Annotated in this window: 10 protein-coding genes and 2 pseudogenes; 10 read left to right on the top strand and 2 right to left on the bottom strand. The window is 68.5% G+C overall.

Going from position 1 to position 12,386, the window contains the following annotated elements; translation table 11 throughout:
• Positions 1-98: 98 nt before the first annotated feature.
• The 4 genes from ACQUSR_RS01935 (at position 99) to ACQUSR_RS01950 (ending at position 3,701) form a co-directional block, all read left to right on the top strand.
• Positions 99-2,153: a hypothetical protein gene (locus tag ACQUSR_RS01935; RefSeq protein WP_431040772.1), complete on the top strand. Its 2,055-nt coding sequence runs from the start codon at positions 99-101 to the stop codon at positions 2,151-2,153.
• 58 nt (positions 2,154-2,211) lie between these two features.
• Positions 2,212-2,652: a hypothetical protein gene (locus tag ACQUSR_RS01940; protein WP_431040773.1), complete on the top strand. Its 441-nt coding sequence runs from the start codon at positions 2,212-2,214 to the stop codon at positions 2,650-2,652.
• Positions 2,653-3,132: 480 nt separating this feature from the next.
• Positions 3,133-3,477 (top strand): hypothetical protein, encoded by a 345-nt coding sequence (locus ACQUSR_RS01945; protein ID WP_431040774.1) that lies wholly within the window; start codon positions 3,133-3,135, stop codon positions 3,475-3,477.
• On the top strand, positions 3,474-3,701 hold the full coding sequence (locus ACQUSR_RS01950) for a hypothetical protein (protein ID WP_431040775.1): 228 nt from the start codon (positions 3,474-3,476) through the stop codon (positions 3,699-3,701). The genes ACQUSR_RS01945 and ACQUSR_RS01950 overlap by 4 nt, the downstream gene beginning before the upstream one ends.
• Positions 3,702-3,757: 56 nt before the next feature.
• Here the strand turns inward: ACQUSR_RS01950 and ACQUSR_RS01955 are convergent, their stop codons facing one another.
• The gene (locus tag ACQUSR_RS01955) at positions 3,758-4,042 is read right to left on the bottom strand and encodes a hypothetical protein (protein ID WP_431040776.1); all 285 of its coding nucleotides are present in this window, start codon (positions 4,040-4,042) and stop codon (positions 3,758-3,760) included.
• Between the two features lie 568 nt (positions 4,043-4,610).
• On the opposite strand from ACQUSR_RS01955, the gene ACQUSR_RS01960 reads away from it, so the two are divergent.
• The 6 genes and pseudogenes from ACQUSR_RS01960 to ACQUSR_RS01985 all read left to right on the top strand — a co-directional run bounded on the left by ACQUSR_RS01960 (position 4,611) and on the right by ACQUSR_RS01985 (position 9,013).
• Positions 4,611-4,919 carry a hypothetical protein gene (locus tag ACQUSR_RS01960; protein ID WP_431040777.1) on the top strand — a complete coding sequence of 103 codons (309 nt, stop codon included), beginning with the start codon at positions 4,611-4,613 and terminating at the stop codon, positions 4,917-4,919.
• Between the two features lie 97 nt (positions 4,920-5,016).
• On the top strand, positions 5,017-5,520 hold the full coding sequence (locus tag ACQUSR_RS01965; protein WP_431040778.1) for an acyl-ACP desaturase: 504 nt from the start codon (positions 5,017-5,019) through the stop codon (positions 5,518-5,520).
• 52 nt (positions 5,521-5,572) lie between these two features.
• Positions 5,573-5,842, top strand: coding sequence for an acyl carrier protein (locus ACQUSR_RS01970; protein WP_018543077.1), 270 nt, complete (start codon positions 5,573-5,575; stop codon positions 5,840-5,842).
• Positions 5,832-7,055 carry a beta-ketoacyl-[acyl-carrier-protein] synthase family protein gene (locus ACQUSR_RS01975; protein ID WP_431040779.1) on the top strand — a complete coding sequence of 408 codons (1,224 nt, stop codon included), beginning with the start codon at positions 5,832-5,834 and terminating at the stop codon, positions 7,053-7,055. The genes ACQUSR_RS01970 and ACQUSR_RS01975 overlap by 11 nt, the downstream gene beginning before the upstream one ends.
• Positions 7,056-7,128: 73 nt before the next feature.
• Positions 7,129-7,785: pseudogene (locus ACQUSR_RS01980) on the top strand (MMPL family transporter); the annotation flags it as partial.
• An 85-nt stretch (positions 7,786-7,870) separates the two neighbouring features.
• A complete protein-coding gene (locus ACQUSR_RS01985; protein WP_431040780.1) occupies positions 7,871-9,013 on the top strand; it encodes a type III polyketide synthase in 1,143 nt (380 codons plus the stop codon).
• Positions 9,014-9,299: 286 nt separating this feature from the next.
• Here the strand turns inward: ACQUSR_RS01985 and ACQUSR_RS01990 are convergent.
• A pseudogene (locus ACQUSR_RS01990) lies at positions 9,300-12,349 on the bottom strand (Tn3 family transposase).
• Positions 12,350-12,386 lie beyond the last annotated feature (37 nt).

Genomic DNA, 12,386 nt, shown 5'->3' on the forward strand with positions numbered 1-12,386 from the left:
TCCCCCTCCACTCCCAGCGCCGCGTTGCCTCGGTCTTCGCTGGTGGCAACATCTGTGAGATTGCCGGGTTGACGTTGGCCCCTGGCGTGAGAGGACCAGTGTTCGGGCAGGACCGTTGGGAGTTGTCCGGCCTGGCCGACGCCCATCGCATGGTCAGCGAGACAGAGCTGATCTGGGACTTCAGCGAGATCGTAAACCCATCGTGGCGGGTGGTGGCCAAGGAAGTCCTGTTGGCGATGCTCGCACCGCGGCACGAGGCCGTCCTGGAGTGCTCGCTGGCCTTGCGAAGGGTCCGCAGCCCGCGTACCTGCTACCGGTACCTGCGGCAGTTCATCGACTGGTTCAACTGGCTGACCGAGCAGGGGCTCGTCACTCTGGACGGCGTGACCCAGGAGATGTGCGAGCGCTACCTGGAGGAGCGTCACTGGAGCCTGCCAGTTCCCGACGAGCTCCAGCGACGGCTGGATCCCGGCACGATGAGGGAGCTCGTGAGTGCCATCCAGATGCTCGCCCTGTACGGCGATCTGGTGTCCACCGACAGCTATTGTGCGGGGTTCGCGCCATGGAAGGGCAAGACCGCGACCAGCGTCGTCGGCATCAAGACGAATGCCCAGAACCGCACTCCGCCGGTCCCGGATGCCATCCTGCAGCCGTTGCTGGCCACGTGTCTGTACCTGGTTGATGTCGTGGGCCCGCACATCGCTGACCTGCTGGACCAGGTACGGGCCGACGCGGCGGAGGGGGTAGGTCTGCCCGGCGGCACCATGGCCGATCTGCCCGCCTTGCGGCGGGTGGTGGAGGAGATCAGGGCCTCCGGTGAGCCATTGCCGGCGCTGGCCGACAACCAGACGACCAAGCGCGTCAACCATCACGGAGAAGATCCGCTGACGCTCTTGGTCTGGGGCCGCTTCGCCCGCAAGGCCGGCGTCGGCCGACTCCCTCCGGACGTATGCACGCACCTGGTGCCTGCACTGACCGAGCTGGCGACTGAAGTGGGTTTCCAACGGCCCTGGGCCCGGAATCCGGCTCAGATCGCACGAGCCGACAGCGGCGAACTGGTCCCGTGGACACGTCCGTTGGCCACAGAGGACGTCAACATCATGGCCAGCTACGTGGCCACCGCCTGCCTAGTCCTGACCGCCGCGCTATCTGGGATGCGCAACAGCGAACTACTGGAGATCGAGGCAGGATGCCGACTCCCGGCTCGGACGACTCCGGGCGGCGGGACCCGATTCCGGCTGGCAAGCAAGCTGGTCAAGGGACAGGCGTTCGGTGGGGCACCTGATGAATGGGTGGTCATCGAAGAAGTAGACCGAGCGATTGCTCTCGCCGAGCGTCTGCTGGATCGGCCAACCGGCGAGGCATTGTTCGCCACCGTCGACCTATCCTCCCGGGTGAAGTACCTGCGGGGCTGGCTGGAACGGACCGGCAACCGGGAGCACTGGGGGCTCCCGCTGACCCCGGCAGGCCCGGCCAGTGCCCGGATGATGCGACGCACGTTGGCTCTGGCCATCGCCCAGCGGCCGGGCGGCGTGCTGGCCGCGAAGGTGGCTCTCAAGCATATTTCAGTGGCCACAACGGAAGGCTATGCCTCCCGTCCCGGAGGGTCCCAGCGGCTGTTCCACGCTGAGATCGAAGAGGCTGAGGAAGCCCACCACGTCGAGCTTACAGTGCAGGCGTTCCGCGATGTCCAGGCCGGAATCATGCCCGCCGGTCCCGGTGCCCGCAGCCTGGTGGAGGTGTTCTCTCGCATCGATGCCGAGTTGAAGGACGCGGCCCGCACCGACCCGAAAGTCCTCAAGGACGACCGGCACTTGGAGAACCTCCTGCGAAAGCAGGCGAAGACGCTGCACGTAGGTCCAGCGAACTTCTGCTGGTTCCGAGATCCGTCCAAGGCTTTGTGTCTGCGGATGGTCGGCACTCCCGACGCGACGAAGCCGCTAGTGGGGATGTGTGACTCCGCCCGCTGCCCGCAGGCCACCCACCATCCGTGTCATCGGCCGGTCTGGGCCGGCCAGGCCGCCTCCATCGATGTGTTAATCGAGAGCCCCCGAGTGGCCAAGGGTGAGAAGACGCGGCTGGTACCCGAACGCGACCGTGCCCTGCGCGTCGTCGCCGAGATCGACGCCGCCACGGCGGCGGGAGAGGACTGAGGCGGCCCGGCTCACCGAGGAAGACAAAGCCCGCAACGAGGCCGCGATCCGGGCCGCCATGGAACGGATCCTGGCCGGGAACCTGCCGCCCGGAGGCAAGGCCGACCTCAAGACCCTCGCCTTCTTGGCCGGGGTCACCCGCACCGGCTTCTACCCCAAGAAGAACCGCGACGGCATCCCCAGGCCCGGCGCCTACCAGCACCTGGCCGAGGAGTTCGAGCGGCGGGTGCAGGAGCTTCAGGCCGCCGGGGAAATCATCGACCCACGTGCCGCTCAGGTCGAACGGTTGAAGGCGGAGAACGCCGAATTGAAGAAGCGGATCGCCGACCGGGACCAGGAGTTGGCGAAAATGATCGCGTTCAAGACGTTGGCGATCTCCAGGCTGGCCGCCCAGCACGACGAGATCGAGCGTCTGCGCGAGCAGGCCACCCAGGGAGGCAACGTCCGCCAGTTTCCCGCGGCCCGAGGTGACTCGGCACCGTTCGGGTCGTGCAGCTGAGTCCACACCCGTGCCTTCTCTGAACTTGCGTTTCCTTGAGGTGGCAGGCCCCTGCCCCGGCCTCGCGTCCGTATGGCCGATCGCCACCGACGAGAGTCGGGTGCGTGCCGGTCACCAGGAAGCGAGCCCACCCATGCGGGTGAAGCCAAGGCCGCCGGACGATCGTTGCGCTTGGCGAGGGGGTCCCGCCGGTATCGCTCCAGGATTGAACGCTAAGGGGTCGCCGCAGGTCAGAGCATCGATCGCCAGGCTGCCGCTCCGGCCTGTGGCGGTGTTTACCAGTGGTGTCCCCAAGGTGATCCGCCGGGAGTCGGCACATGTCCACGCCCTTGACGCCGTCTTCAGGCTCGACCTCGCAGGAGTGCGCAGGTGGTCGGCGAGTAGGCCGGGCAGATCGAGCACCATGTCCGGGTTGCTTGTCGGCTGGTGTGCTGTTCGTCGCTCACCCTGCCAGCCGCGGGTGACGGCTCGTGCGGCGGCGTGAACATCCGCGAGTCGACGCTGGAGGGGCTCGACACCGCGGCCCGCAAGGGCAAGCACGGTGGCCGACCGCCGGTCATCACCGACGACATGCTGCACACCGTGCTCCGGCGGAGGGCGAACGGCGAGTCCGTCGAGCAGATCCAGCCCGACCTGATCATCCCCACCGGCAAGCGCAAGGGACAGAACCCCTCGGTGGCCAGCATCTACCGGGCGCTCGCCGAGCACGCCAAGCGTGAGGCATACCCCGAAGCCGTCGCCCAGGCCCACGCCGACTTCGCGGGCCTCCAGGCCGGCGAACTCCCCGCCCCGCGCACAGTGGAGCAGACGGAACCAGCCCGGTGACCAAGTACCTCGCCGTCCTCCAGTTCACCGCGAACGGCCCGAAGGTCACCGGGGAGTGGACCTCGGACACCACCGCCCTCCGGACTTGGCGAGACTGGGTCGGCCTCTACGGTTCCGATGAGCAGGTGGTCATCCGCGTCATCGAGGAGACGGACGGCCGAGAGCGTGTGCTCACCGCCTGGGAGCACGGACGAGTCGTCGAGGCGCCACAGAATTCCACCTGAGGGGGCAGCCGGAATGCGCCCGACCGTGTCGTAGCCGTCCACCGACACATCACGCGCTACCCATGATCGGGAACGTGGCGGCCGTCGTCCAGTCGCTTGTATGCACCTGGCGGGTAGTCGGCGTTCAGGGTCAGGACCGGCCTGCCGCTCTCTTCCTCTACAGTCCAGTCGCCGGAGCCGCCGGTCAGGATGAGCGGCGGCTCGTCGCCGATGCCGCACTCGATGCTGGGGCCTGTGGGGACGACGACCTCGATCATGGTGGTGTCCTCCAGCCCGGACAAGAGGGGGCGGAGCTGCCCGACGGTGATCGGGACAGCCTTGTGCTGGTAGCGGTAGACCATGGCCCTGAGCGTGCCACGACAGAGCAGGGAAGACCGTGTATACGCGCTGGAGGGGCTGTTGCCGGAGTACGGCACGTGAGGTGACTGCCCGGGTGACGTGTCATGTCCCGGGTTGATTGCGCCGGCCTGGTCAGACCAAGGCTCAAGATCAACTACTGGCGGCTTTGGGGCTCACCTCGGCGATACCCCGATGACGTACGCCCCAAGTCTGCTTCGTGCGCCCCTCCGTCGTACGTGTGCCCCGGAGGGGACGGTGGGGATTCGGTATGTATGCGGACGAGTTCCGCCCCTCCTGTGAGGAAGACCCGAAGGGGCCAGGGGCAGGATTCGCTTGGTCTGGAGGTGTCTTCTCACCGTCCCGCCCTGCTTGGACAGGGCAGGCGTTCCGTGACAAGTGACGACAAGCAAAGGGGCATCACATATGCCGACTCACATCCTTGCTGGCTTGGGAACTGCTAGCTCCAGCTACAGTCCGCCCATCACCCAGAGCGCGCAGACGGTCACTTTGCACAGCGATACGACATTTGTGCCGCCTGTGCCCTGTGCCGATGCCCCTACTAGGCTACTGGTGTCCTCTCAGGTCGACGGCACCTTTGTGACTCAGTGCCAGGGCACCGTCACCGATCCGAACCACCATGGCACGCTCAAGTGGTCGGACGGCACCACCAGCGCGTTCAACGTGAACACGTTCACTGCCGAACGCGTGGAAGGCCACATTGTCGGACATGCCGAGGGCACCATCATCAATGGGCACTACTCGGGTGCCGCCATCAATATTCTGCCTCTCCGGCTGGCAAACCAGACCGCAGCCTGCCTGACCGGTAGCAGTGTTTCTGGCGGCACTGGTTCAGAAGTGGTCGTCGTGACAGCGCCCTGAGTCTGGATCAACCGGTCGGTAACAGGGGCGCCGGTCTTCTCCCGTCTCGCCCGTCGTGCGATGGACCCGGTGGCCCTTGAGGAGCTACGGATGCGGCATGCGGGCGGCCGGGTACCGCAGCGACCTGCCGACCGTCCTGCATGCGCTGTCGTACGTGACGGTGCAGGAGCTGGCGACCTGCCAGGCGCACCGCAACGTGGGCGTCATGTGCGGTGCTCCGGTGGGTGAACAGCTGATGGCGTGTATCGCCGCAGACGAGAGCTTGCACATGCTCTTCTGCCGGGATCTGTACGCCGACGCCCTCCGCGTGTTCCCGGACGACGCGCTGACGGCCCTGACCGACGTGATCTGCGACTTCAGGATGCCGGGCACGACGATTCCCGGTTTCCGCGCCCGCGCTCTGCGGGTCGCGGCCGCCGGCATCTTCGACCTCGATGTCCACCACCAGCACGTCGTGCGGCCCCTTTTGCGCGCCCTGGGAGTGATGTGTCTCTGTCCGGCCTCGGCCCAGCCGGCGAGCAGGCCCAGGAGCGACTGGGGCAGCACCTGGAGTCGCTGCGGGCGCAGGCGTCCCGCGCGCGAGAACTGTACGAGCGGATGAACGCCGGTGACGGTCCAGGGCGTTCCCGCACCACTGCACAGGAGGTCACGGCATGACACAGGAAGTGGGACAGGACATCCAGCCGGTGCTTCCCGAGCGTTTGGTCACCCTGCTGACCAGTCATCTCGACGTCAAGGCGGACCCGCAGCAGCTGACGGCGGCGACGACATTCGAAAGCCTCGGGATGGACTCCTTGTCCTTGATGGAACTCGTGGTGGCGGCCGAGGAGGAGCTCGGGATCGTCCTGCCGGAGGACGCCGTGGAACTGTCCCCGATAGCCACGCTGGGCGAGGCCGCCCAGGTGTTCGAACGTGCGCGCTGAGGTCGCGGTCACCGGACTGGGTCTGGTGACTCCCGCGGGGCACAGCGCCGAGGACAACTGGGCGGCTCTGTGCCGGGGCCGCTCCCTGGCCGCCTCCGATCCGGAACTCGCCGGACTGCCCGTCGACTTCTCGTGCCAGGTACCCGGTTTCGACGCCGTCGCTGAACTGGGACGGTCGTTCGCCCGGCGGGTGGACCGGTTCATCCAGTTCGCCCTCGTCGCCGCCAGGCGAGCCGTCGCCGACGCCGCGCTCGACCCCACGTCCTGGCCGGCCGAGCGCGTGGGCGTCGTGCTGGGTGTGGGCTCGAACTGCCTGAGTACCTATGTCACCGAGTTCGGCCACCTCGGCGCGGGCCGCCCCGAGCGCGTCTCACCGCTGGCGCTGCCGCGCAGTGTGCCGAACATGGCGGCCGGCGAGGTCGCGATCGATCTGGGCGCCCAGGGGCCGAATTTCATCACCTCCAGCGCCTGCGCGTCCGGCGCGACCGCGATCGGTGTCGCACGGGATCTGCTGCGGTCGGGCACCTGCGACATCGTCCTGGCAGGCGGCAGCGAGTCCGGGCGCTCCCGCATGACGGCGACCTGCTTCACCCGGATGCGCGCGCTCTCCCGACAGCGGGAGCGGCCGGAGCTGGCCAGCCGGCCGTTCGACGCGGCGCGGGACGGCTTCGTCCTGGGCGAGGGCGCCGCCGTCCTCGTAATGGAACGCCTCACACAGGTAAAGGCCCGCGGCGTTCCGGCGCAGGCGCTGCTGCGCGGTTATGGAGCCGGTGCGGACGCCCGTCATCCGGTTGCCCCGGACCCGGCCGGTGCCGGAGCGGTCCGTGCGGTCCGCGCCGCGCTGGAGGACGGGGCCTGCGCTGCGCGTGACGTGGGTCTGGTCAACGCGCACGGTACGTCGACACCGTTGAACGATGCCGCCGAGGCCGCGGCCCTGACCCGGGCGTTCGGTGACGACGTGCCACCGGTGACCGCGTCCAAGGGCGTAATCGGTCACGCTCTTGGCGCGGCTGGAGCGATCCAGGCCGCGTACACCGTCCTCGCCCTGCGCCGCCGCCTCATCCCGCCGGTGGCGAACTTCCAGGGCCAGGACGGCGAGTACAAGCTGGACATCGTGGCCGGCCGCCCGCGCCCGGTCGACACAAAGACGGCTATCAGCTGTTCCTTTGGGTTCGGCGGGCAGAACGCCGTCCTGCTGTTCACGGCCCCCTGAGACGGACAGGATGCGAGTGCGAGCGTTGAGGCAGCTGCCCCCCACCGCTCCGGCCGCTGCCGCGGCCGAGCGCATGCGCGCCGCGTTCGCCGCCTCGCCCGACCGGCTCCTCACCGTGGTGGTCACCGGTCCGCAGGCCGCCGCCGGAGCTGACGCCTACGCCGGCCGACTGGAGGACCTGGCGGATGTCACGGCCGTACGCGTCGTACGAACCCTGCCCGCACCCGGCACCGTGGGCGTGGGTGGCCGAGCCGCCGAAGTCGCTGACACCGTTGCGGGCGCCCTGCCGTGGTGCCTCACTGCGCTGGGTGTGGGACTCGCGCTCCTGCTCGGCGCCTTCACCCACAGCGTGATCGCGCCGCTGAAGGCGCTGACGGTGGCGGCCGTCAGCCTCGGGGCCCTCGTCCTGATCTTCCAGGAAGGCTATGGCCGCGCCCTGCTGGGCGGCTTCACGGTGACACACACCCTCGATGCCTCGCCCCTGCTGTTCGTCCTGATCATCACCCTGGCTCTGTCGGTGGACTACGAGGTGTTCCTGCTGGGCCGGATCCGCGAGGAGTACGTGCGCTGCAGAGACAACCGCACCACGATCGTCGACGGCATCGGCCGCACCGGCAGACTGATGACGTCCGCCCCACCGGCCGTCGCGGTCTCCACGGCGGCCATGGGCACTTCGGACGTGGCCCTGCTCAAGCTCATCGGCATCGGCGTGGCGCTGGGCGGGGCCGTGGACGCCGTACTCGTACGCGGAGTGCTGGTGCCCGCCGTCATGACAGAAACTGACCGCACACCCGGGAAAGAGCGGAGGGTAATCGATGGGGGAACCGACGCAAGACTCCACCACCCAGACCACATACCGCCACGCACGACCGCCGGAAGGCCCCTCGCCCGCTCCGCGGATCAGGGCGATCAGGACGGCGTTCCCGCCGTACCGCTACCCCCAGCACGAGATCATGGCCACGCTGGCGCGCACCACGCTCATGAACTCCGCGACCGGCGTCCTGATGCTGCGGAAGATCGAGGCCAACGCGGGCGTGGCCACGCGCCATCTGTCCCTGCCCCTGGGCAAGCTCGTCGAACTGGCCGATCTCGACGACTTCACACAGACCAACCAGGTATGGCTGCAAACCGCCCTGGATCTCGGCGAGCAGGCCCTGACCGGAGCCCTGAGCGAGGCCGGGGTACGTCCGGGGGACGTCGACGCGGTGATCAGCACCACCGTGACGGGGCTGGCCGTACCCTCGCTGGAAGCACGACTGGCCCAGCGGACGGGATTGCGGCCGGACATCAGACGCATTCCGCTGTTCGGCAACGGCTGCGCCGGGGGAGCCGCGGGTCTCGCCCTGCTCCGCGACTACCTGAGCGCGCACCCGGACCAGATCGCCGTCCTGCTGGCAGTGGAGCTCTGCTCCCTGGCCTACCAGCAGAAGGACGGATCGATAGCGAACATCGTCGCCGGCAGCCTGTTCGGCGACGGCGCGGCGGTCGTGGTGGCGGCGGGCGGTCACCGGGCAGGCGAGCGTCAGGGGCCACAACTAGTGGACGGCGCGAGCTGGTTGGTGCCTGACAGCGACGATGCGCTCGGCTGGGCGATCGGCTCCCACGGCTTCCGGATCCGTCTGGCGCCGGAGGTGCCCGCGCTCACCGAGGCACACCTGCCCCAAGCCGTGCACTCCTTCCTCTCCCGGCATGCGCTGACGACCGACCGGATCGGCAGCTGGATCATCCACGGCGGCGGGCCGAAGGTGCTCACCGCGGTGGAACGGGCTCTGAGCCTCGCGCCGGACGCCACCGTACTCACCCGCCGCTCCATGGCCGACCGGGGCAATCTCTCGTCCGTGTCAGTCCTCGATGTCCTGGACACCGCGATGGGAAGCCCGCCCCCGGCCGGCACTCATGGGCTCGTCGCAGCCATGGGCCCCGGATTCGCTGTCGAACTCGTTCTCGTCCGCTGGTGATCGGCTGCGGCTACTGGAAAAGAGATGCCATCATGACCGACGCGGGCTTCACCCCCCTCCCCACCTGGGAGAATGCAAGCCATTGTCAAGACCTGTGGATCGTGTCTGCGAGGCGCAGTGGCGGCATCTGAGTCCGTGCCACGCTCAGGGCGTGTTGGGATGATGACTGTCTGCCCCGAGTGGACGAGCGGCCCCATGAGCCTCAAGGGGTGTCAACGTCCTGTTTCCGAAGCCGGTGCCCTGGACGGGAAGTGTGACGGCCCCCGCCCAGGGCGTACCCGTCCTTCTACTCCTCGGACTCGCCCGGCTCCCGCAGGGGCCGCAGGGCCCCGTCGCTGTGGAAGCGGATGATGGGGTAGCGGCCGTGGAAATTGATGTGTTCGTGGACCAGCGGGGACAGGCGTGAGCGGATCTCGGGGGAGATGGTCACGCCCCCGGCTTCCAGCTTCTTGACCGCCGCATCGGTGTAGAGCGTGTTCCACCACACGACGGCGTTGAGGGCGAGGCCGAGGGCGCCGAGCTGATCTTCCATGCCGTCGCGGTAGCCGTGGCGGAGCTCGCCGAGCCGTCCGAAGAAGATCCGCCGGCCCAGTGAGTGGCGGCCTTCGCCGATGTTGAGCTGGACGCCGATCATGCGCCGGTATGCCTCAGAGTCGAGGAACTGGAGCAGGTGGAGGGTCTTGAAGATCCGCCCGTAGTGGGCGAACGCGTCCCCGAGGCCGGTCATGCGGTCGCCGCTGGCCATCATCATCCGCAGCAGGTCGTACGCCCGCACCTTCCCGGTCTGCAACGACCCGGCGACACGGAGCATGTCCTCCCAATGCTGGCGGATCCGCTCGGCCTGCACCCGGTGCCGGGAGACCGGCTCCAGCGGGCCGTAGTTCGCGCTCATGTCGAAGCGCCACGGGCGGGCGTCGGAGATGTCGGCGATCCGCGGGGAGAACTGGTAGCCGCAGATCGCGAACAGCCCGAAGACCAGGTCGCTGTACGAGCCGGTGTCGGTGATGACGATCTCGGGCCGCTCGCGGGTGTCGAGGTTGAACACCGCGTCCAGGATGCCCAGGGAGTCGCGCAGGGTGCCGGGCATCACGATGCCGCCCAGGCTCATCACGCGGTCCGAGACGACGTTGAGCCAGGTCGCCCCGCGCCCGGTGGAGAAGTACTTGCGGTTCGGGCGGGCATGCAGGGAGCGGACCGGGACGGTGAAGCGCATCCCGTCCGCCGAGGCGACGTGGCCGCCGCCCCAGTCGCCGGCGATGTCGATCTCGCCCTGCTTCTGGACCATCAGCGCCGAGGCCGCGCTGATGCCCGGGGTGTTGAAGTACCCCCAGTCCACGGACGTCAGGCGCGACCGGGTCAGAGCCTTGTCGCCGGGCTTGATGACCGGCTCCAGACCGATGTTGGTGGACTTGTGCACCAACAGGGCGGTCAGGGTGATGTCGAGGTCGTCCGGCCTGGCGACCTTACCGCTGATGTGCTCGAAGGCGTTCAGCATGCCGGTGTGGGCGTGGACCTCCAGCAGCAGCTCGGGATAGTCCACCTTCGGCAGCATCGCCTGCACGGCGTCGTGCACCATCTTGTATCCAGCGGGCTCGGGCTCGGCCTGAAGCCGGTCCAGACGGATCTTCCCGCCGACGATGTCCACGGCCGCGTTCCCCGGCAGCCCCTCGGCCACATGCCGGTACGTCTCATCCAGCAGCGCCCCAAGCTCGCCCAAGTGTTCGTCGGCGGTGTTCGGCAGCTCCAGCGCAGTCAGCACCTTCGGCCGCGCGAGGGCCCACCCCGGTCCCGTCAGCAGCCGCGCCCTCGGATCACCCCATACGTCGGTGCCCTTGGCGAACACGTCCCGGCGCTTGAGCGCGGTGTGCAGGGCCTCCAGCACGCAGAACGTCCACGCCTGCTTGTCGATCAGCCCGTTCGGCACCAACACCGGGTTGCCGAGCACCAGCCGCCGCCACGTGGCGTCCAGCAACAGCGTCGAGTCGATGTGCTCGGGCCCCGGCTTACGCCGCGCCTGGACCTTCGGCAGCTCGCGCAGTGCCTCCACGACGGACGTGCCGGCCTCACTCGCGCCCCACGGCACCACCGTCGCGAGCAGCGACGTGAACGGCCGCACCGTGGCGTACCGGTCCAGCAACTGCTTGCGCCACAGCGCATCGCTGTCCTCGTCGTCGCCCTCGGGGAACACCTCCCCCAGAGCCACGATGGCCGTTGCCAGCTCCTCACGCGTGACGAACTGCTCGATCCGCTCCCATGCCTGGGCCATGCTCAGCGGAACCGGCTCCCCCTCGCTCTCCGCGACGACGGGGGTGTCCATCATGATGGTCACCGCGCCCCTGAGCTTCACCACGGCCTTCCGCAGCTTCGGCATGCCCTTCAGCTGGGCCTTGCCCTCCTCGCGCTCCGCGCGGGCCAGCAGCTTGGTGGCCATCAGCAGCTCGAACAGCGTCAGCGCGTCATCGACCGACGAGTGCTCCAGATGCCGCACCGTCGTCAGCAGCGTCGCGGTCCGCCGCGGCTCCGCCAGCCGGCGCAGCGTCGGCGCGTGCGTGGAAAGCCCGTACCGGGCCAGCTCCGCCTGCTTCACCGGCGGCACCCGCCACAGATCCAGCTTCCGCCCCTCCATCGCGCGGATGTCCCGGGCCCGCTCCAGCGCGGCCTTCTGGCCCCGTCCCGAGATGTCCCTCGGCGCCTTCCTCCACCGCTCCAGCACCGACACCGACGAGCCCTCCGGCACCGTCAGCAACCCCAGCAGCTCACGGCGGAACTCCGGTGTCACTGGCGCGTCCGCCACCGAGTAGATCAGCGCCTGCTCACCCCGCCGCACCTCCGCGACCAGGTAGGCCAGCGGCGTCATCCCCGGCAGCAGCACCCGGTTGCGCAGCAGCCATGTCACCGCACGGTCGAACAGCGCCCGCGGCCCCTCCGTCGACACCCACACCCGCCCCGCGATGTACTCCCGCAGCGGCAGGTCGCCCTCCTCGAAGTCCCGCAGCTTCAGCAGCTTCCGGATCTCCCGCGCGTGCTCGTGCTGCGTCGGCAACCGCTCCGGATACAGCTTCAGGCACGACGGATCGTCGATCCCCAATTGCTCCGCGACGAAGTCCGCCACCGACGTCGGCACCGCGGCCGGCTCGGAAAGGAACGTGCCCAGCATCCGCACCGTCCCCACTGCACTCCCCAGCCCAGCCGGTTATGGGAACGGCGCTTCGACCGGGCCATCTCCAACGCCTCGGTGTCCAGCCTGAAGAAGGACTCCAGCTCCTGAACCGACGGCTCACCCGCGAACCGCCCGTACCGGGCGACCTGATCATCCGATAGGTACTCAACTGACACGGCCTGTCAACCTGCGGCCATAGGTAGACGGCACGAC

Origin of the sequence: Streptomyces sp. P1-3, from assembly GCF_050613155.1 — a bacterium.
Lineage (GTDB): Bacteria > Actinomycetota > Actinomycetes > Streptomycetales > Streptomycetaceae > Streptomyces.

Bases quoted from the DNA above. Each gene is read 5' to 3' on its own strand.
- ACQUSR_RS01940 (WP_431040773.1), top strand. From the start codon at position 2,212: ATGGAACGGATCCTGGCCGGGAACCTGCCGCCCGGAGGCAAGGCCGAC.
- ACQUSR_RS01955 (WP_431040776.1), bottom strand. From the start codon at position 4,042: ATGGTCTACCGCTACCAGCACAAGGCTGTCCCGATCACCGTCGGGCAG.
- ACQUSR_RS01965 (WP_431040778.1), top strand. From the start codon at position 5,017: ATGCGGGCGGCCGGGTACCGCAGCGACCTGCCGACCGTCCTGCATGCG.
- ACQUSR_RS01970 (WP_018543077.1), top strand. From the start codon at position 5,573: ATGACACAGGAAGTGGGACAGGACATCCAGCCGGTGCTTCCCGAGCGT.
- ACQUSR_RS01985 (WP_431040780.1), top strand. From the start codon at position 7,871: ATGGGGGAACCGACGCAAGACTCCACCACCCAGACCACATACCGCCAC.